This is a genomic window from Motiliproteus sp. MSK22-1 (assembly GCF_001968815.1).
Classification (GTDB): domain Bacteria; phylum Pseudomonadota; class Gammaproteobacteria; order Pseudomonadales; family Balneatricaceae; genus Motiliproteus.
The window spans coordinates 146,381-165,478 of record NZ_MIEQ01000078.1 but is presented as its reverse complement, the minus strand read 5'-3'; the positions used below and the strand labels follow the sequence as shown (position 1 = coordinate 165,478).

The following is a 19,098-nucleotide window of genomic DNA, read 5'->3' as shown; positions in this document are numbered from 1 at the left end:
AGTAACAAAAAGACCGAGTGCAGCGGTTAACGCACTCAGCCCTGTTCAGAGACAGTAATACCTCGAAAACCAATCACTTTTTATCGGTAGGAACAAAGCCTTCTGCCTGGTCAAACTCTTCGCCAGCAAAGAACTTATCCATCTGTTCCAATAAATAAGTGCGGGAACTCGGATCCATCATGTTCATATGCTTTTCGTTGATCAGACGAGTCTGATGTTCCAGCCACTCCTGCCAGGCTTGTTTTGAAACAGACTCAAAGACTTCCTGCCCTTTGGCTCCCGGATAAGGTGGGCGACTCAGGCCCTCCATCTCTTTCTTGTACTTCTTACACATAACCATTCGAGTCATAACAGAACCTAGCTCCTATCAAAAAAATATTAAGGGCAATAAGCTAACGCCCTGGGCAACAAAGACCCTAAGGGCCAAAAATCCAATGCCGAACATTCTAACTCACTGACTGTAACCTGAGTAGAACCGGATATAACCACAAGCAATGTTCAACACCGATGATCAACGGTAAAGTCAGCTGCCAGGATACTCCAGAACGCTGAGTCTAAATACCCAAAGCTTCTCGGGTGATTAGCGCCCGTGCACAGTTAGCAGATCATTAACCTGGAATCACTGATTTGCTAATCGGGTGATTAGACGCTTTACCGGTGCTGCTAAACCCACTTCAGCAGGATCAGATGGATCACACCATAAAGAGGCAGCCTGCTCCTGAACCTCCCCGGCTTGAACACTATCTTTTTGTACTGTTCCATTTTCGACCACTCTCTGTTGAATAGTCCTGTCCTCACCATTTACGGTCATGACCAAAGGATAAACCTTTAGCTGGTAATGACTGAAGGTATGGATAAAAGGTTTGAACGAATCATCTGTTTCACCCCCGGCCCCTAACACCCTGGCAGCTGTACGAAGCTCTGTCTCAGACGAATATTCTGGAAAACACCAAAGCCCGCCCCATATACCGGCTGGTGGCCGTTGCTGCAACAACACATGTTGATTGCTATTTTTCAGCAGTAGCATCCAGGTTGTTTTTTGTGGCACAACCTTTTTCGGACGAGGCTCAGGATACTGATCAACGCAACCCTGCTGATGAGCTTTGCAGGTAGAAACCAAAGGGCAAAGCAAACATAAGGGGCGGCTGCGGGTACAGATGGTAGCCCCAAGATCCATCATCGCCTGAGTGTAGTGGCCAACCCTCGCTTCGGGCGTATATCGGTCCGCATACGCCCACAGTTTCTTCATGACTTCTGACTTACCATACCAACCGGGAATGGTTTCAAAACGCGCCAGCACCCGTTTGACGTTGCCATCAAGTATCGGAGCCCTGATCCCACTGGCAATAGATAAAATAGCCCCTGCGGTAGAACGCCCGATACCGGGTAATGCCTCCATCTCCTCCAGAGAGCAGGGAAATTCGCCTTCATAATCCGCTACTACTTTGTTCGCAGTTTTATGAAGATTACGGGCTCTGGCGTAATAGCCCAGCCCAGTCCATAAGTGCAACACCTGATCCAGATCAGCCTCAGCAAGCGCATATACGTCCGGAAAACGCTCCATAAACCGCTGATAATAGGGAATGACCGTTGCCACCTGAGTCTGTTGCAGCATGATTTCCGACACCCATACACGATACGGGCTCAATTGCTGTTGCCAGGGCAGGTCTTTACGGCCGTGCTCATCAAACCAGTCGAGCACTGCCTGCTGAAACAAATTAGGTTGCATGATAATGACTTTAACTAGGTCTCTGTAAAAACAAGCAGCGCGTAGAAGCAAGTTCTTTAAAAATGCTTGGTCAGGTTAAATGCAAAGAGCCTGTCACTAACCAAGGAACAAATTAGCAGCACTCTCAGAGTCAGACATTCTATCAGCTCTGAGAACTTTACGATTGTCCATTAACAATATTAATCAGTGGATCAATCAAATAAATTTTTCAGTTTATCTTTTACCTTGGCGTCGACCTTCTCTTTAATGGCTTCCTTTTTAGCTTCGACTTTCTCTTTAGCTTTCGCTTTAATTTCTTCAGCACCTAAATCAGCCAGAACCTGCTTCATACCCTCCTTGTCCAGGCCACACATATCTGCTGGCTGATCATCAAACCCACCCGTACAACGCAACGGGAGTGACAGGTTATGAAGTTTATTGTCTATCTGACAATTAGGCCCTTTCAACTCCTGTAAAACAGTCAACGAGAGACCGTAGTCCAACGCCTCTTCAGGTAGATCAACCTGACCATTACCACCGAGGTTAACTCCAATCAGCGCCGCTTTAAGGTCAGGATTAACCAGCACCCCTTTATCCATGTTAACAGTACCACTGAGGTTGCTGAACTCCGTATAGCTGTCTGCTGCCTGAGTATCAGGGGTCTTGCCCTGCAATTGCAGAATACCACTGCAAAGCTTATCGATAAGATTAACGCCATTGAGTCGTCCATCCTTGACACTGAAGTCCAACTTCCCGTCCAGACTATGAACAATATCGTAGATAGAGTTACCACTGGATTGATAATCTCCCTTCATATTAAAGACGCCGGAGAAGGTATCCTTCTCCGCCAGGTCCTTCATAATGCCTCCTAGCTGCACCTGGCTGATCTGCTTATGAACGGATAGCTTTAATGGCTGTTTTCGTGCATCAATAACCGCACTGTTGTCAAAAGAACCTTCGTACAACTTCCCTGCCACCTTGCTGACTTTAACCAGGCCATTCTTAGCGTTAACCTGTAGCTTCAAATCAGACAGCTTGAGACCTGACACCTGCAGCTGTGATAAACCGAAGTCGACATCAAGATTAAACGCTTTAAGAGTGTCCAGCGGCAATAAAGGAGTCTTGGGGTAACGTTCCGCTGAGGTCTCAGATTGGACCTCAGGCTCCACTTGCTGATCGGCAGGCGGTAAATAGCGATCAAGATTAATCTGATCACCTTGCAATATCAGCTGTTGAGCACCTGTCGCCAGATCATATGAAATCTCACCTTTAAAGCGAGTGTCATCGAGCTGAAGGTCCAGTTCCTTCAACCCCAAGCTGTTAGCCGGACCTGACAGCTGAGTAGAAAGAGCCAGCTTCTTTAGTGCATCTGAATCTGAGGTGTTGATCACTTCCTGACCCAGGGCAGCCAGCAATTGCTTCAGGTCAAAAGCAGCAACCTGCAACTTGCCGGTCAGCTTCGGCTTGGCACTCATTTGTTGAATATCAATATCTGCCGTCAAGGCCAGATCGGCCAAATTCAAAGACAGCCCCTTCACTTCAGTCCGATCCGCAGCAATATCCGCCAGAAGGTCTGCCTGCAGGGAGATTGGGACCGTTTTATCTCCGAAAGCATCCCCCTTCAAGTCAACAGCAAGATCTAACTCGGTTGCTTTAAACAGGTTGTTAACTGTATCAACGAATATTTGGGTTCTTAGCTCAGCATCAATACTCATTGACGGCACATCTGAGCCCTTGTAGACAGCCAAATTAAACTCCATGGCTGCGGGAAAATCCTGTTGTGTCACGACATTTTCACCGCTGAAATTGAAATCTGTTAATACAAACTTCTGTCCTGTCTTCGGATCTTCATAACTGATATTGGCGTTGCGAATATCAACCTTACCAATATCAATGTGCAGCGCCTGAGTGCTCTCACCTCCAGCATCATTATTTTGCCCCGATGCTTCAGCACTTTCCTCTGAAGCAACAATAGCTAATTGCAGACCGTCAATCAGCACACCGTCCATCAGCACTTGACCCTGCAGCAGCGCAGAGAGCTTGACAGAGACCTGGGCTTTATTCAGGGACGCCAGCGGCTTACCATCCAGGCTTTTGGCATCGACCTGAGCCAACTCCAATCCAAGAGTGGGAAACAATGACCAGCCAATATCCCCGCCAATCGTGAGTTCAACGGAGGCCTTTTCACGCGCGAGGGTTTCAATTTCTTCTTTGTAATCATTTGGATCCAATAACAGACCAGCTGCCACGATAGTGACTACCAAAATGACAACTAACCCACCAATGACTTTTAACAACCCCTTCATGCCACACTCCTTAAACTTGTCACTAACTATCTAAATTCACAAAACCACTGGTCTGTACCTGATTAAACCTAAGTACGCTCTGGATCAGCGTTGTACCGTCTTACAATTCGTCCACACAATAAACAATCCATCAATACCGGCATTCATCTTAGACTGAATTATCCAATCAGGGTAGACAAAACGACTGAAAAACAATGACTTCACACCTTAATGTCGAACTCACACAAAGCATTCATTGATCTCCAACAAAGCTGTATAATGGCCCGCCTGCAACTATTTTTAGCACCGCAGTTTTTAACGCCACTCAACATGGCATCGCCCATAACAATGCAGCACCCTCAACGGGAGGACATCATGACAGAACGTCAAGCTGGGTCTGAGCGCCAGGCCAGCGTTACTCGTAACACCCTGGAAACTCAAATCACCGTCAAGATTAACCTTGATGGAACGGGTAGCTTCAGGGCTGATACAGGCGTTCCCTTTCTTGAGCATATGATGGATCAGATTGCCCGACATGGGATGATTGATTTGGAGGTTGATGCCAAAGGTGATCTTCATATTGACGACCACCATACCGTTGAAGATATCGGTATCACTCTGGGCCAGGCTTTTGCACAGGCAGTTGGGGATAAAAAGGGCATCACGCGCTACGGCCATGCTTATGTGCCCCTTGACGAAGCTCTATCACGTGTCGTGATCGACTTTTCCGGTCGGCCAGGCCTGCAGATGGATATTCCATTCACCCGAGGAAACATTGGTCGTCTGGATGTCGAGCTGTTCAGCGAGTTTTTCCACGGTTTTGTCAACCACGCCGGGGTTACTCTACATATAGACAATCTCAAAGGTAAAAACGCCCATCATCAGGCGGAAACTGTTTTCAAAGCCTTTGGACGAGCACTGCGGATGGCTTTGACTCCTGATCCACGAATGGCCGGTATTATGCCTTCCACCAAAGGTACGCTTTAAAACTCTATATTTGATAGCAGCTGTAGATATCGAAAGCCTTACTTATTACAACTGGAATGACCAATGAGCAGCGTAGCAGTTATTGATTACGGCATGGGCAACCTTCACTCGGTCGCAAAAGCCCTGGAACATGTGCAACCAGGTGTCGAAGTCCGGGTAACCGCCGATCCGACACTAATATTCAGCGCTGATCGCGTATTGCTGCCAGGAGTTGGCGCAATCCGTGATTGCATGGGTGAGATTCGCCGATTAGAGATTGATAAGGTCGTGCAACAAGTCATTGACTCTGGAAAGCCTTTTTTGGCTATTTGTGTCGGTATCCAGGCACTGATGCGCCATAGTGAAGAAAATAATGGGGTTGATTGCCTCAACTTTTTCGCGGGTAATACACTGTTTTTTGGCACCGACCTAAAAGATTCCAACGGTGAAAAACTTAAAGTGCCCCATATGGGCTGGAATCAGGTGTACCAGCGTACGGCTCATCCACTATGGCAAAATATTGACGACGGAAGTCGTTTCTATTTCGTTCATAGCTATTACGTAAAGTCAGAGCAGCCCAGGCAAGTCTCTGCTACTTGCGAGTACAGCGTTGAATTCGATGTGGCATTGAGTGAGAACAACGTCTTTGCCGTTCAGTTTCATCCGGAAAAAAGTCAGAAGCCTGGCTTACAACTGTTAAAGAACTTCCTTAACTGGGATGGGAAAGTCTAGATCTGCAGGACGGATAATTGATAGACCAGTATTCTATCGGCCAACATAGCCACTACGAAACAAATGGGTTACAACCATGGCATTAGCAAAACGTATTATTCCATGTCTGGACGTTGAAAACGGTCGGGTAGTAAAAGGAGTTCAGTTTGTAGATATCCGTGATGCCGGCGATCCCGTTGAAGTAGCCAAACGCTACGATGAACAGGGTGCCGACGAAATCACTTTTCTCGACATTACCGCAAGCCATGAAGACCGTGACACGATGGTCCATACAGTCGAGGAGATGGCCAGCCAGGTATTTATCCCCTTAACGGTAGGAGGTGGTATTCGGACCTGTGATGATATTCGTCGTATGCTCAATGCCGGGGCAGATAAAGTCAGCATCAATACTGCTGCGGTATTTAATCCAGAGTTTGTCAGGGAAGCCGCTGAACGATTTGGCTCTCAGTGTATTGTGGTTGCCATTGATGCAAAGAAAGTCTCTCAACCGGGTGAAACCGACAAGTGGGAAATATTTACCCACGGTGGTCGCAAACCAACCGGTCTGGATGCCATTGAATGGGCACAGAAAATGGTTGAATTAGGGGCCGGCGAAATTCTACTCACCAGCATGGATCAGGACGGTGTCAAAAATGGTTATGACCTGGGAGTAACTCGCGCAATTTCCGAAGCCGTAAGTGTACCGGTAATCGCCTCGGGAGGGGTTGGTAACCTGGATCACTTGGTTGCAGGCTGCATAGAAGGGAAAGCCGATGCTGTGCTGGCAGCCAGCATCTTTCATTTTGGCGAATACAGCATCCCTGAAGCCAAGCAATATATGCGCGAAAATGGTATTGAAGTCAGACTCTGATCAATGTCATCCTAGGGGGTCAATCTGGAACCCCCTGGAGCTCACATGAAATCGGTTGTTATCAGTGGTAGCGGTCTCTACACCCCTCCTCACAGCATCAGCAATGATGAGTTGGTAGAGAGCTTTAACCGCTATGTGGATAACTACAACGATCACCACCAAAGCGCCATTGCTGCTGGTGATTTCCCCTCTCTAGAGCATTCGAGCAGCGACTTTATCCACAAAGCATCGGGGATCAAAAACCGCTTTGTTGTAGAAAAATCTGGAATTCTGGATCCGGATTTTATGGCGCCTCGTCTTCCGGAACGAACTAACGATCAACCCTCACTACTCTGTGAAATGGCCGTTAGCGCTGCCCAACAGGCACTGACAAAAGCAGCCAAATCTGCTGACGAAATAGACCTGGTCATTGTTGCCTGTTCGAATATGCAGCGAGCTTATCCAGCCATAGCAATCGAAGTACAGGCAGCACTGGGTTGTCAGGGATATGGTTATGATATGAATGTTGCCTGCTCTTCCGCCACTTTTGGAATAAGTGCAGCCAGTGACGCTATTCGCTCAGGCTCCGCCCGCTGTGCCTTGGTAGTTAATCCCGAAGTCTGTTCAGGCCACTTGGATTTTCGTGATCGTGACTGCCACTTTATTTTTGGTGATGTTGCCACCGCCGTGGTGGTAGAGGCCGAAGAAACCTGCAACAGTGACGGTGCATTTGAGATTTTGGGCACCAGGCTTGCGACAGAGTTCTCCAACAATATTCGTAACAATTTCGGCTTTCTGAATCGTACACATCCGCAGTCTCGAGACGCCAGAGATAAACTGTTTGTTCAGCAAGGGCGGAAAGTATTTAAAGAACTATTGCCGTTGGTAACTCAGACTATCAGCTCTCATCTTAATGAATTGCAACTGTCGCCTTCAGACTTCAAACGTTTTTGGTTACACCAGGCTAATCTGACCATGAATATATTTGCCGCCAAAAAACTACTGGGGCGCGAACCCAGCACCACAGAAGTTCCCATCGTGCTGGATCAATATGCAAATACCAGCTCGGCTGGCTCAGTAATTGCGTTCCACCTGCATCAGCAAGATTTTCAACAAGGTGAGCTGGGGCTACTCAGCTCTTTTGGGGCAGGTTATTCTATCGGTAGCGTGGCATTAAAGAAAAAGTGAATGCCACTGCCATGACCTCGACCGCTTAGCGAGTTATCTTCTCGGAATTCCCGCATATAGTCCCAAAAAGCCATCCGATAGATTACAGACCCCAGATCATCAGGCAACGACAAGCGATTCCCCTTGCGCTGGACTCCGGGGGCTGCCGCCAGTTGATCAAAAGAAAGGGTCTTCAGATCATATTTTTTCATCAACTCCCGGGGTATGGAACGAAAAGTCTTAAACTGATAGCAGACATCGTGACGACATACACTATCCAAGGAACGCGGAGCTTTTCCTCCAATCTTCACCCCCTTCCACTTTTTACCCTGGATAAAGGAATAGGTCGTATCAGCGACGGCGACTTGACTAACAGACAGGAAAAACAAAACAGATAAGATTGCGGATAGGAATTTCATTGTAACACCTCCTGTGGGCATAATTATAAGAAAGCCCAACCACCGGAGAGTTCCCGCCATCCATGGCTGTGACTGACAAAAATACGTGCCGTCAGATACCATAAGACTCGCGGTACTGACGAATGGCGGCAACCTCCTGCTGTCGGTTCCCTTGTTCCTGCAGATACTCCAATAAATCTGCCAAAGAGACGATACTAACCACCTCCATATTAAAATCCCGCTCAACTTCCTGAATCGCTGAAAGCTCACCTTTACCACGCTCCTGACGATCCAAAGCAATAACAACAGCCGCAGGCGATGCACCGGCCTGATCAATAAGTGTCATCACCTCCCGTATGGCAGTTCCAGCGGTAATTACATCATCAATGATTAACACCCGGCCCTGCAGCGGCGCACCGACTAAATTCCCACCCTCACCATGATCTTTAGCTTCTTTACGATTAAAGACATAGGGAACATCTCTCTGGTAATCATTAGCTAAGGAGACGCAGGTTGTTGTTGCTAAGGGAATGCCTTTATAGGCAGGCCCCAGCATCACATCAAAGTCAATTCCGGAATTCTGGATAGCAGCCGCATAATAACGACCAAGACGAGCCAGTGCTTCACCCGTGTTAAAAAGGCCTGCATTAAAAAAATAAGGACTGGTACGACCAGATTTAAGACTGAACTCACCGAATCGCAGTACACCACGCTCTATGGCAAATTCAATAAACTCACGTTGGTAATCTTGCATTCGATCAGACCTCATTTCTCGCTATATAAAAACGGCGCCAATGATACACCATTCAAGTCCATCTCACATCGGAGATACACAGATGACAAACGACGGAGAAACTGTAGGCATGAGGTAAATGGCAATGAGATAATTGACTCTCATTAGATACCCGTACACTTTACATCTAAAGAAAGGTTGACAACTTATATTTCAGTTTTACTGTGGAACGCTATACAATCTCGCTTTAAATTCTCCGGCTGTTGAATAACAGCCACATGTGTAAGGTAATTCCCCCGATGCGTGTCATGACGCTGAATGTAGAAGGCATCCAGCAAGCTGCTGAAAAAGGCTTTTTTGATTGGATGGTAGAGCAAGACGCTGATGTAGTCTGTTTGCAGGACTTGCGTGCCAAAGAGTACGAGCTGGATGATTCTATTTATCATCCAAATGGCTATTACCCCTATTTCTTTGACGCCTTTGAAGATGGTTACAGCGGGGTGGCACTCTATTGCAAAACGCCACCGAAAGCGATTATGACCGGACTGGGATTCGAGCAATGCGACTTTCACGGCCGTTTCATCCAGGCGGATTACGATAAGGTTAGTGTTGCTTCGATGATGATCCCGTCAGGCTTGAAAGATGACGGTGCTCAATCAATGAAATTCCATTATATGGAAGAGTTTCTGGCACATTTACAGAAAACCCTGCGCAAACGCCGCCAGTTTATTTTTTGCGGTACCTGGAACATTGCCCACAAGACAACTGATTTAAGTAATTGGTATGTCAATCAGAAGAATTCGGGCTTCTTACCTGAAGAACGCCAGTGGTTGGATATGATTTTTAATGAGCTGGGGTTTGTTGATGCATTCCGAGAAGTTGATCATTCTGACCATCAATTCACCTGGTGGCCTTCTTATAATCGAGCCTGGACATTAAACGAAGGAGCACGGCTGGACTATCAGGTCACCACCAAAGGCTTAAGAAAGCTCATCCGCAACGCCGAGATCAGTCGAGAGCAGCGCTTTTCTGAGCACGCTCCGTTGACGATTGAATATAATATCTAGTCAAGCTTGTTGGTATTTCTGATATGTAAATAAGGCCCTTTAAGGGCCTTGTTTACATCCGTTCATTATTGCTTATTCAGCTAATGCAGCTTTCTGTATCTCGATCAGTTCTTTGATACCTTTTGATGCCAGTGCCAGCATACTGTTCAGTTCATCCTGATTGAATGTCGCGCCTTCTGCCGTTCCTTGGATCTCAACAAACCCCCCGGCCTCATTCATGATTACATTCATGTCAGTTTCAGCCTTGGAATCTTCTGCATAATCAAGGTCAAGTACTGGCTGCCCCTTATAGATCCCCACCGAGACTGCACCGAGTAATCCAGCAAAAGGATTTCCCTTCACTGCGCCATTCTTATCTTTACGTAAAACGTCAATGGCATCCTTCAGTGCTACACAGGCTCCGGTAATTGCAGCGGTACGAGTTCCGCCGTCGGCCTGAATAACATCACAATCAATAGCAATGGTATTCTCGCCCAGGCGATCCAAATTCATGATGGCTCGCAATGAACGACCAATCAGACGCTGAATTTCAACAGTACGTCCTCCTTGTTTGCCGCGGGCCGCCTCTCGATCCATCCTGGATCCTGTAGAGCGAGGTAACATGCCATATTCTGCCGTCACCCAGCCTTTGCCACTACCGCGGAGAAAACGAGGCACACCCCGTGTCACAGAAGCAGTACAGAGAACCCTAGTATCGCCAAATTCAACCAGAACAGATCCTTCTGCATGTTTGGTATAGTGGCGTGTAATACGTACCTCACGCAGCTGATCGGGCTGCCGTCCGCTGGGACGCATCGCATCCACACCCAGATTCTTCAGTTGTTCAGAAAGAGAAGAGCTCATGAAATACCCTATCGCGCTGTTAAAGCATCAGTTGTTAAATATTAATTCTTAGAAGCTCATTTTTTAGAACAAAAGCCATAAAGGTACCCAACACCAGACCACTTGATCATAAAAACTGAGTTTCTTAGGTAAAGAAAACTATTCTAGTACGTATTGCACCTAGGTTGTTAGAATAGTGCCCTTTGGATTCGCCGATTTTAATCGAGATTAGCCAATATGACACGCAGTATGACCGCTTTTGCTCGACAGCAAAGTGAACACTCTTGGGGAACCCTGATCTGGGAAATCCGTTCCGTCAATCACCGTTACCTGGAACCGATGCTTAGACTACCGGAAAGCTTCCGGGAGTTGGAAGGAGGCCTGAGAGAAACCCTTCGGAAACGCTTACAGCGCGGCAAGGTCGATTGCACCCTGCGTTTTTCTCCTTCAGAGCGAACAGATGCCCAACTAAGCGTTAATCTCGAGTTAGCAACTCAGTTACGAGATGCTGCTCAGCAGGTCACAAACCTTCTGGCAGATCCCGCTCCCTTGGACCCCCTTGACGTTTTACGCTGGCCAGGTGTACTCGCTGAAACCCAGGTCGATATGAAAGCCGTTCAGAAAGAAGCTCTGACACTGTTCGATCAAGCTATAGCAGAGCTGATCGAAAACCGTCAGCGTGAAGGCCTCGAATTGGAACAATTGGTCAACCAACGACTTGACGCCATCTCAGAAGTCGTTATTCAAGTCCGAGCCAAACTGCCGGAAATTCTGACGAAACAGAGAGAAAATATTCTAAACCGGCTGGAAGAAGCCAAAGTTGAATTGGACCCAAACCGAGTTGAGCAGGAGCTGGTGCTGCTTGCCCAAAAAGCGGATGTGGACGAAGAGCTGGATCGTTTGGACACCCATGTTACTGAAGTGCAGAGAGTGCTAAAGCAAAAAGGGCCTGTTGGCCGTCGACTTGATTTCCTGATGCAGGAACTCAACCGGGAAGCCAACACACTCTCCTCAAAATCGATCGTAGCAGAAACAACCCAATGCGCAGTAGAACTGAAGGTTTTAATCGAACAAATGCGTGAGCAGATTCAAAACATCGAATAGCGTTTCGAGCTGTTTCAGATTGTTTCAAGTTCTCACTTAAGCCCCATACTCTGGGGCTTTTCTATTTCTCAAGGTTTACTCTTATCGCCCTATGTTCCAAACTATTGGTGACAGATCTGGTGACAGGTTTCGCAAAACATTGTGATTGCTCTCCCAGTTTTGAAATCTGTCACCAATTTGGAAAAGGAGCGAGGAAAGATGACGGCTAGATTCAGTGATAAACAAGCAAAAGCTCTGCTCAAACAAGCAACACCAGGGAGATATACCGCCGGTAACGGGCTCTACTTTCGTGTGAGTAGTGAGGGGACAGGGTTCTGGGAAATTCGTTATAGCATCCATAACAAGCGACGACAGATGACCCTCAGCCGCTATCCTGATATGTCACTCGCGGATGCCAACGCGCAAGCCGCAAAAGCAAAGCAGGACGTTAGAAACGGTATTGATCCACTGGCAGAAAGGAAACGAGCAAAAACGCCCCAATTTAAAACCGTAGATGATTTGGCTGCTGATTGGATCAAAGATTGTGAACGACGCCTCAAGCACCCCAATATCCCACGGCGAGTATATGAAAAAGATATAGCCCCCAGTATTGGAGAGCTGGCAATTGGACAAGTGAACCCACGAGACATACGAGCCATCATTGAAGAAATAGCCAGTAGCCAAAGACCAAGTATCGCCAATGACGCGCTTATGTATTGTAAGCAGCTCTTTCGACACGCTATAAAGCTTGATTTACGAACGAGTAATCCAGCTGAAGCCTTTAACACCAGTGATGCTGGTGGAGTCGAAAAAAGTCGCACACGAGCGTTATCTCAAGAAGAGTTAGCAGTCGTTTTTTCTTGTTTCCGTGAAAATAGTGATCAATTCAAACGTGAAAATTATCTTGCAGTAGCTTTACTGTTAGCTCTCGGAGTTCGTAAAGGGGAGCTTATGTCAGCCAGATGGTCTGAGTTTGAACTAAAAAATGCTCTTTGGAAGCTTCCAGAAGAGCGTAGCAAGACCGGTAGCGGAATTACTATCCCACTCCCTCCTCTAGCTATTAAATGGTTGAAAGAGCTTCAAATGCGCTCCTGTGGCTCTGATTACGTTTTCCCCAACAGACGAGCAAGTAAAAGATTTGGGCACGTAAGCCCCGACACGCTCAACGCCGCAATCCAGAAGCTCTTTCGACAAGAGAAGCTAGAGATTGATCACTTCACCGTTCACGATCTTCGTAGGACGTGCCGAAGCCTGATGGCAAGCATAGGAATCCCCGGCCACGTTGCAGAGCGTTGCATGAACCATAAACTAAAAGGGGTTGAGGGAATCTATGATAGATACGATTACTTTGAAGAAAGAAAAGACGCATTAAATAAAATAGCTTTAATAGTAGAAACAATCGTATAGTTTTTATAAGAGAAACCTCATAAAACCCATGGATTGAATAAGATGGAAAAACATTAAAAACATTTCCCGTTAATACTGCTTTTTATAACTTTCAGATGGATTATGACCCTTCCTTCTTTGTTTAGTTATATCAAATAGAGGGCCTTTGTTTTGATATTTCAATATCTTCATCCAAATCAATCACCTTGGCAGCAGCCAGCAACAACCGCCAAGCAGCATAGGGAATAGGCTTATGATTTCTGTTTTCTTTAGAGGTTTCCCACTTACGAACGATTGAAGAGCCTTTCTCAGGTTTATAACTCACACCAGTAAACCGAGCACAAGCCACCTGCGAGAGCCCTAGATAATTTCTGAGGGCCTTTATCTCTTCTGGGCTTGGCACTTTGAATCCCGCATCATCTTTATGCTGGGCACAAGCAAGCTGAGAAAACGCCTGTATGTCAATGCTATCAGTAGTCTCGTATACCGGCGCTTCTTCGCTCATGGGCTTCCATCTCATGGTTTTGGTGGGGTTATAATAACCCCCTTTGAGCAAATGATATACTGCCTTGGGACCCAACAACGATATGATCAAGCACCCGAATATCCAAAAGGTTCAAGGCTTCTAAGAGCTGCTTTGTAAGGCTAATATCTGCTCTACTTGGTTCGGGGTTTCCAGAGGGGTGATTATGGGCAAAGATAACCGCTGCAGCGTTTTGAAAAAGTGCCTCCTTAGCAACCTCCCTTGGATATACCGAAGCACCATCAATGGTCCCTCGAAACATGTTTACACTCTCGATAAGACAGTGTTGATTATTGAGAAATAGAACAAAAAATACTTCATGCTCATAATGCAGAAGATTAAACTCACAATACCGAGTTACATCTTCAGGGCTACTAAATACATCATGAGTTAATATTTTTGATTCAATTATTTTAGCAGCTTTTTCTAAGGTGGTTTTTTCTTCAATAGAGTACATGGTTTTTCCCGTTTTAACGGTCATGGTTATCCAGACCTTTTGTTAATTATAGTTTATTTATTACAATATCGCTTTAAATAAGTAAGAATCAATCACCTTAATTACTATAACTTTACAAATCCATTTTTATGTTTATAGTTAAAAATCCTCGAGGTTTTATTTATTAAATATTTGTTTATGAAAAAGGAGAGTTTTTTGACGTCTATTTCCATGGATGTCTTCTATAATGCTTCACTACAAGCAGGCAGAAAAAACTGAGTAAAAACAAAGGTTTTTTATGATATATTCTATCTGACAAAGGATCAGATGAAGGAGGTTATAAAAATGATCAGACAGTTTTCTAATGACAATTGATCTTTAGTAATGGTATAGCACCAGTGATTGATTCGTTGCAATATGAACAACAGGGAGTAAAAAAATAACGCTAAGTAACCAGTGACCCATAGCTATAAAGTAGGTAAGGGTTGAAAACAAAATCTTTTATTTTATCCCTTTGCATAGCCGTTGTTGTTGTACGTAAGACGATCAATCAAAGATCACTTAATATCTAACAAAATGCACGATGATTCGTTTTTTTAGAAAATTGAAAAACATGTACTTTCATCGAAAGCTGTCCAAGAAAATGCCTCTGAGTGATAGACAGAAGCATATTTACATTACCTGAGTAACTGGATGCTGAAAGAGTGAACTCATAAAGCAGCTCATCTACCAAGAAATCATCAGAAAAAGAGCTTCAAGAGCGATTGTACTAATCGACCCGCATTGAGACATGGCAGGAGAAATAGCACGCTTCCAGGAGTTTAAAAAATCCCCTGCAAAAGACAGACTTGTCTTTATTGATCCTGCTCTCAAGGAAGATACGTTCCCATCCTTAAACCCGTTTATAGCTCATGACTTTAGTGAAAGAGGAGTCAGTATCATGGCGCAAGAACTCAAGAGGATATTAGATGTTCTGCTGAAATGAGCGGCCACCAGTAACCAGATGGATGCGGTCATCTATCCTTGCTTGAGTGTTCTTCTCGCAAGAAAGGGAAGTTCATTTATGGACCTACAGAGATTTATGGATGACGATAATAACCAAGACCTCATCGAACTAGGTACTCGCTCACCAAACAGGCAGCACCGATACTTTTTCCAACACAGGTTCACCAAAAAGTCACTTTGGATAACAAAACACGGAATCTATACGAGGCTGCAAGTACTGCTCAATGATCCAATATTTCAAAAACTGATTTCCGGTGTGGATACGATCCACCTAGAAAAACTCATAGCAGAAAAGAAGATCATCATCTTCAAACTCACTCTCTGAGAGCTGTGAAGCGAGAGTGTAGAGGCATTTGGACGCTTTATCGTTGCCCTCTTGAGAATCATTGCTCTTAGACGCAGCAAACAATCCTCATCGCAGCGCCCCCCCACCGATCTCTATATTGATGAATTCCAATACTTTGTGTCTGAGGATATCGAAAAGGCGCTCACCCAGTTACGTAAGTACAAGTTGTACCTAGTGCTTGCGAGTCAATACGTGTGACAGCGTGTTGATAAATACCTGCAAAAGGCCCTTTTTTCTGCCGGTGTCATCGTTGCGGGAAAGAACGAAAGCAAGAGTAGAAAGAATATTGAAGGGGAGACAGGGATTCCTGCCCAAGAAATGGAAGCACTACTAGTTGGAGAATTCTGTATAAAGTCAGGGACACGAAAGCCGTTTAAGATCAGGACGCCCAAATTTTTGCTCAGAAACTCCCACTCAATGTCTTTTCAAGAGTGGATGAAGTTGAAAAAACAGCAACTGAGAGACTATTACATCAAATCATCACCGAGCTATGATTTTGAAGAAAAAACGGTGGAACCGGATCGGAGAGGATTATTTCCTAAATACCAGCTCTAATGACTATACGAATTATAGAAATCTATATATTGGAAGCACTGGCTGCTTTCCAATACCTCACTGCCAAGCAGTTACTTTGAATATTACCCCTCAACGGAATTGCCTCTGTAAACCGTTATCTTCGTAGCCTGAAAGGGAGTTATAAACCTTTGATCAAGAGCCTGAAGTTTGGTTTTGAACCATGAAAGTGACCACTGGAAAGCGTGTATTACCTTTCTCAGATATGAGCTCAATACTTGGTTGAGAGACTGGGGTATAGTCCAGAAAATATAAGACGCCCACTGGGGAGAAGTTGTTTTTTTGCGAGCGATTATCATCATCGAACGACAACCATTGATTTTAAGATTACTTTTTATAAGTGGCTGTCTCGATGCGGCTATCATCTGAACTTCTTTCATTGTTACTTTGAGCGAGATGGAGGGAATAACTCTCACAGTTGAAGCACTTCAAGATCTCGTGCCGCAATTCAAGCAGGAGATTTTCAGATCATCCCCGATGCAGTAGTAGGCTATACAACTCCAAAGCGCTCTTATCTCTTTGTTTTTGAGTTGCATATGGGTAAGGACGCAAAGCGAGCCATCAAGCAAATTACCAATCATTGCCGGACCTTGTCCTTATGAGCCGTGAACAAGAAATACGGGAGCAGATTGGGGTGCAGAATTTGCTATGTGTTCGAAGATCGAACCTGTATGGAATCAGTAACTGATAGATTCTACAATACTGAGAGCTTTCGGCACTTTAGGGAGCATTTTTGCTTTGAGAGTGTGGATGATGTTGAGGGGCTGTTTGGGAGTTGGGTTGAGGAGGTGTAGGGAAAGTTATTTTAAAAAACACCGCAAATAAGCACATATGATAAAACGTAGCGTTACATATAGGACAGAGCTCTCTATACCAGTGACAAAGAGCTTTGCATGAGAAGTGGAGCATATACTTAGCAGCATGCTGGAGCTTATCCACTTCATGCTTTGTTGCTAGCCCCAACTAAAGCAAAAAACAATTAGGCACTAAATAACAAACAGTTACTCAGAACCCAGCATCATAAATCATTTGTCAATAGCATTATCAGCTTCTATATTTTCACGCTCTGTACTATTATACCCGCAAGTGAAAGCTACAGTTCTTATGAGATCTGCCGAAATTATAACTATGTCCACAAAAGCGAAGATTGAATTGACATGAACGTCATCCAGTTTAAAGCGAAGCGTAGTAAGCAGTCGTCATGCAGCAACATGGACGTGCTAACTCCCCTTTCTCAGCCCTCTCGTAACTCTTCTAAAGTTACGCACCTCGTCCCTTCAACCAGCAAAGAAAAACTTTGCCGTGAAGCAGCACTCGACATTCTGCTAAAAGAAGCAGAAGCATTAGACGAAGCATAATCTAATCAGATAGTTCCACAAAAGGATTTACCATCATGGCCGAAGCAGCCAAGGTTATCGCTGTAACTCCTCGTAAGTCAGGTCAAGAAATTATCGAAGAGCAGCGGTCTGAAGAGATCGTATTTGGCTTCGCTGGTGCCATTGGATGTGGAGTTGGCGATGTGGTTAAAAAGACTCAGGAGGTGCTTGAATCAGCCGGTTATGAAGTCTTTTCCATAAAGTTAAGTAGTGTTATAAAAAGTTTATATGGCTCTGGATGCTTGGGCCCTATCGATCAGCCTAATTACGAAAGCTTAGAAGGAAAAGAAAAGTACACATTCCTGCAAGATTTCGGCAACAGGATAAGAGAGAAGAATTCTCCTTGTGTACTCGCTGATGCAGCGATAACAGAAATAGCGATAATTAGGAAAACAAACTCTAGTAACCCCGATGGTAAAGATCAAATTGTAAGACGGGCTTATTTGATAGATCAGCTAAAGAACCCTGAGGAAGTGAAGACGCTTCGGTTACTGTATGGAGATAGTTTTTTTCTCTTAGGGGTGCTAAGTTCTACTGATGATCGACTTAAAAACCTCAAAAGTGAAGATATAGATGAGCTGGATGCAAGAGCGTTGATCCTGCGGGATAAGGAAGAAAATGATAAGAAGCATGGTCAGAGGCTACAAAAAACTCTGTTTAATGCTGACTACTTTATTAGGTATACCGATGGTGATAGTCAAGGATTGAAGATCCCTATTGAACGTCTCAACGACTTAATTCATGGGCAGAAAGGCATTACCCCCACTCTAGAGGAGTCTGGAATGTTCTCGGCCTATACAGCTTCTCTTTCATCTGCTTGTTTATCACGTCAGGTTGGTGCGGCTATATCTACTCCTGATGGAGTAGTGATCTCTACAGGGTGCAATGATGCTCCAGCTAGTGGCGGTGGGCTTTATACAGCGGATCACAAGCCCGACTTACGATGCTATAGAAAAGGAGGAGGGCTTTGCCACAATCATAAGAAGCAAGGCGAGTTGCGGGATGAGATATCAAAAGAAATACAAGGCTTTGGTATAGCTAAAAATACTGCCGATAAGATTTCTGATCAGATCAAAAGTAATACAAGAGTTGGTGCGCTGACTGAGTTCTCCAGAGCAATTCACGCCGAGATGGATGCTATCTTGAAAGTAGCCCGCCGAGATAGTACTTCGACTAAAGACTGTACTTTATATACAACAACTTACCCTTGTCATAACTGCGCAAGACACATCGTAGCAGCAGGAATGAAGAAAGTAGTTTACATAGAACCTTACGAGAAAAGTTTGGCTCTAGAACTTCATGATGATGCGATCACTACAGATGAAATGAAATCTGAAATTGATGGTTCTGATCGGAGAAAACTCGTTATTGTGCAATTTGAAGGTGTTTCACCAGCCAAATATGAATCATTCTTTAAGTACAAAAAAGATACTAAGGTTAACGGACGACTAAATAATATTCCGATTTCAGAGTCTAGACAGATGGATAGTCTTTTTGTTGAAGCATATCACGAAATGGAAAAGAGGATAATTAAGAGCTACAAAGAAAGAGTGAGTAGCTAAAACCCTTTACATTACAAACTTCATAGGCCAGCAAAACTTATCCGGTAGTAGGGTATCATTTATCTTTTGTTCTTCACTCAAGTGCATTCTTCTCTCTACAA

Annotated in this window: 18 protein-coding genes; 10 read left to right on the top strand and 8 right to left on the bottom strand. The window is 45.0% G+C overall.

Annotation, left to right across the window (positions count from 1 at the left end; all coding sequences use genetic code 11):
• Window positions 1-73: 73 nt before the first annotated feature.
• The 3 genes from BGP75_RS22285 to BGP75_RS22275 all read right to left on the bottom strand — a co-directional run bounded on the left by BGP75_RS22285 (window position 74) and on the right by BGP75_RS22275 (window position 4,014).
• A complete protein-coding gene (locus BGP75_RS22285) occupies window positions 74-349 on the bottom strand; it encodes an oxidative damage protection protein (RefSeq protein ID WP_076721126.1) in 276 nt (91 codons plus the stop codon).
• Window positions 350-619: 270 nt separating this feature from the next.
• Window positions 620-1,729, bottom strand: a complete 1,110-nt coding sequence (gene mutY, locus BGP75_RS22280; RefSeq protein ID WP_076721125.1) for an A/G-specific adenine glycosylase — start codon at window positions 1,727-1,729, stop codon at window positions 620-622.
• A gap of 191 nt (window positions 1,730-1,920) precedes the next feature.
• The gene (locus tag BGP75_RS22275) at window positions 1,921-4,014 is read right to left on the bottom strand and encodes an AsmA family protein (protein WP_076721124.1); all 2,094 of its coding nucleotides are present in this window, start codon (window positions 4,012-4,014) and stop codon (window positions 1,921-1,923) included.
• 354 nt (window positions 4,015-4,368) lie between these two features.
• Here BGP75_RS22275 and hisB point away from each other — a divergent pair, with 354 nt between their 5' ends.
• The 4 genes from hisB (at window position 4,369) to BGP75_RS22255 (ending at window position 7,708) form a co-directional block, all read left to right on the top strand.
• Window positions 4,369-4,980: an imidazoleglycerol-phosphate dehydratase HisB gene (gene hisB, locus BGP75_RS22270; protein ID WP_076721123.1), complete on the top strand. Its 612-nt coding sequence runs from the start codon at window positions 4,369-4,371 to the stop codon at window positions 4,978-4,980.
• A 63-nt stretch (window positions 4,981-5,043) separates the two neighbouring features.
• The gene (gene hisH / locus BGP75_RS22265) at window positions 5,044-5,691 is read left to right on the top strand and encodes an imidazole glycerol phosphate synthase subunit HisH (protein ID WP_076721122.1); all 648 of its coding nucleotides are present in this window, start codon (window positions 5,044-5,046) and stop codon (window positions 5,689-5,691) included.
• 76 nt (window positions 5,692-5,767) lie between these two features.
• Window positions 5,768-6,541 (top strand): imidazole glycerol phosphate synthase subunit HisF, encoded by a 774-nt coding sequence (gene hisF / locus BGP75_RS22260; RefSeq protein WP_076721121.1) that lies wholly within the window; start codon window positions 5,768-5,770, stop codon window positions 6,539-6,541.
• Window positions 6,542-6,586: 45 nt separating this feature from the next.
• On the top strand, window positions 6,587-7,708 hold the full coding sequence (locus BGP75_RS22255; RefSeq protein ID WP_076721120.1) for a beta-ketoacyl-ACP synthase III: 1,122 nt from the start codon (window positions 6,587-6,589) through the stop codon (window positions 7,706-7,708).
• Here the strand turns inward: BGP75_RS22255 and BGP75_RS22250 are convergent.
• Together BGP75_RS22250 and pyrE are read right to left on the bottom strand one after the other, a co-directional pair.
• On the bottom strand, window positions 7,672-8,106 hold the full coding sequence (locus tag BGP75_RS22250) for a hypothetical protein (protein WP_076721119.1): 435 nt from the start codon (window positions 8,104-8,106) through the stop codon (window positions 7,672-7,674). The genes BGP75_RS22255 and BGP75_RS22250 overlap by 37 nt on opposite strands.
• A gap of 91 nt (window positions 8,107-8,197) precedes the next feature.
• The gene (pyrE, locus tag BGP75_RS22245; protein ID WP_076721118.1) at window positions 8,198-8,839 is read right to left on the bottom strand and encodes an orotate phosphoribosyltransferase; all 642 of its coding nucleotides are present in this window, start codon (window positions 8,837-8,839) and stop codon (window positions 8,198-8,200) included.
• Window positions 8,840-9,117: 278 nt separating this feature from the next.
• On the opposite strand from pyrE, the gene BGP75_RS22240 reads away from it, so the two are divergent.
• A complete protein-coding gene (locus tag BGP75_RS22240) occupies window positions 9,118-9,885 on the top strand; it encodes an exodeoxyribonuclease III (protein ID WP_076721117.1) in 768 nt (255 codons plus the stop codon).
• A 72-nt stretch (window positions 9,886-9,957) separates the two neighbouring features.
• Here BGP75_RS22240 and rph read toward each other — a convergent pair whose 3' ends face one another.
• Window positions 9,958-10,680, bottom strand: coding sequence for a ribonuclease PH (gene rph / locus BGP75_RS22235; protein ID WP_076721161.1), 723 nt, complete (start codon window positions 10,678-10,680; stop codon window positions 9,958-9,960).
• Window positions 10,681-10,944: 264 nt separating this feature from the next.
• Here rph and BGP75_RS22230 point away from each other — a divergent pair, with 264 nt between their 5' ends.
• The gene (locus BGP75_RS22230) at window positions 10,945-11,811 is read left to right on the top strand and encodes a YicC/YloC family endoribonuclease (protein ID WP_076721116.1); all 867 of its coding nucleotides are present in this window, start codon (window positions 10,945-10,947) and stop codon (window positions 11,809-11,811) included.
• A 198-nt stretch (window positions 11,812-12,009) separates the two neighbouring features.
• Window positions 12,010-13,197, top strand: a complete 1,188-nt coding sequence (locus tag BGP75_RS22225) for a site-specific integrase (protein WP_076721115.1) — start codon at window positions 12,010-12,012, stop codon at window positions 13,195-13,197.
• A gap of 130 nt (window positions 13,198-13,327) precedes the next feature.
• Here BGP75_RS22225 and BGP75_RS22220 read toward each other — a convergent pair whose 3' ends face one another.
• A complete protein-coding gene (locus BGP75_RS22220; RefSeq protein WP_076721114.1) occupies window positions 13,328-13,681 on the bottom strand; it encodes a DNA-binding transcriptional regulator in 354 nt (117 codons plus the stop codon).
• Window positions 13,682-13,709: 28 nt separating this feature from the next.
• A complete protein-coding gene (locus BGP75_RS22215) occupies window positions 13,710-14,180 on the bottom strand; it encodes a RadC family protein (RefSeq protein ID WP_076721113.1) in 471 nt (156 codons plus the stop codon).
• Window positions 14,181-14,925: 745 nt separating this feature from the next.
• On the opposite strand from BGP75_RS22215, the gene BGP75_RS22210 reads away from it, so the two are divergent.
• The 3 genes from BGP75_RS22210 (at window position 14,926) to BGP75_RS22190 (ending at window position 18,997) form a co-directional block, all read left to right on the top strand.
• Complete coding sequence (locus BGP75_RS22210; RefSeq protein ID WP_076721112.1) at window positions 14,926-15,120, top strand: hypothetical protein; 195 nt, start codon at window positions 14,926-14,928, stop codon at window positions 15,118-15,120.
• 2,096 nt (window positions 15,121-17,216) lie between these two features.
• The gene (locus BGP75_RS26885) at window positions 17,217-17,417 is read left to right on the top strand and encodes a hypothetical protein (protein WP_143821152.1); all 201 of its coding nucleotides are present in this window, start codon (window positions 17,217-17,219) and stop codon (window positions 17,415-17,417) included.
• 35 nt (window positions 17,418-17,452) lie between these two features.
• Window positions 17,453-18,997 (top strand): anti-phage dCTP deaminase, encoded by a 1,545-nt coding sequence (locus tag BGP75_RS22190; protein WP_076721108.1) that lies wholly within the window; start codon window positions 17,453-17,455, stop codon window positions 18,995-18,997.
• Window positions 18,998-19,098: the final 101 nt, after the last annotated feature.

What these genes read in the sequence shown, in the direction of transcription:
- BGP75_RS22275 (WP_076721124.1), bottom strand. Translation starts at nt 4,014, where the DNA reads ATGAAGGGGTTGTTAAAAGTCATTGGTGGGTTAGTTGTCATTTTGGTA.
- hisF (WP_076721121.1), top strand. Translation starts at nt 5,768, where the DNA reads ATGGCATTAGCAAAACGTATTATTCCATGTCTGGACGTTGAAAACGGT.
- BGP75_RS22250 (WP_076721119.1), bottom strand. Translation starts at nt 8,106, where the DNA reads ATGAAATTCCTATCCGCAATCTTATCTGTTTTGTTTTTCCTGTCTGTT.
- BGP75_RS22255 (WP_076721120.1), top strand. Translation starts at nt 6,587, where the DNA reads ATGAAATCGGTTGTTATCAGTGGTAGCGGTCTCTACACCCCTCCTCAC.
- pyrE (WP_076721118.1), bottom strand. Translation starts at nt 8,839, where the DNA reads ATGCAAGATTACCAACGTGAGTTTATTGAATTTGCCATAGAGCGTGGT.
- BGP75_RS22220 (WP_076721114.1), bottom strand. Translation starts at nt 13,681, where the DNA reads ATGAGCGAAGAAGCGCCGGTATACGAGACTACTGATAGCATTGACATA.
- BGP75_RS26885 (WP_143821152.1), top strand. Translation starts at nt 17,217, where the DNA reads ATGAACGTCATCCAGTTTAAAGCGAAGCGTAGTAAGCAGTCGTCATGC.
- mutY (WP_076721125.1), bottom strand. Translation starts at nt 1,729, where the DNA reads ATGCAACCTAATTTGTTTCAGCAGGCAGTGCTCGACTGGTTTGATGAG.
- hisB (WP_076721123.1), top strand. Translation starts at nt 4,369, where the DNA reads ATGACAGAACGTCAAGCTGGGTCTGAGCGCCAGGCCAGCGTTACTCGT.
- hisH (WP_076721122.1), top strand. Translation starts at nt 5,044, where the DNA reads ATGAGCAGCGTAGCAGTTATTGATTACGGCATGGGCAACCTTCACTCG.
- BGP75_RS22210 (WP_076721112.1), top strand. Translation starts at nt 14,926, where the DNA reads ATGGCAGGAGAAATAGCACGCTTCCAGGAGTTTAAAAAATCCCCTGCA.
- BGP75_RS22225 (WP_076721115.1), top strand. Translation starts at nt 12,010, where the DNA reads ATGACGGCTAGATTCAGTGATAAACAAGCAAAAGCTCTGCTCAAACAA.
- BGP75_RS22215 (WP_076721113.1), bottom strand. Translation starts at nt 14,180, where the DNA reads ATGACCGTTAAAACGGGAAAAACCATGTACTCTATTGAAGAAAAAACC.
- BGP75_RS22190 (WP_076721108.1), top strand. Translation starts at nt 17,453, where the DNA reads ATGGCCGAAGCAGCCAAGGTTATCGCTGTAACTCCTCGTAAGTCAGGT.
- BGP75_RS22285 (WP_076721126.1), bottom strand. Translation starts at nt 349, where the DNA reads ATGACTCGAATGGTTATGTGTAAGAAGTACAAGAAAGAGATGGAGGGC.
- BGP75_RS22230 (WP_076721116.1), top strand. Translation starts at nt 10,945, where the DNA reads ATGACACGCAGTATGACCGCTTTTGCTCGACAGCAAAGTGAACACTCT.
- BGP75_RS22240 (WP_076721117.1), top strand. Translation starts at nt 9,118, where the DNA reads ATGCGTGTCATGACGCTGAATGTAGAAGGCATCCAGCAAGCTGCTGAA.
- rph (WP_076721161.1), bottom strand. Translation starts at nt 10,680, where the DNA reads ATGCGTCCCAGCGGACGGCAGCCCGATCAGCTGCGTGAGGTACGTATT.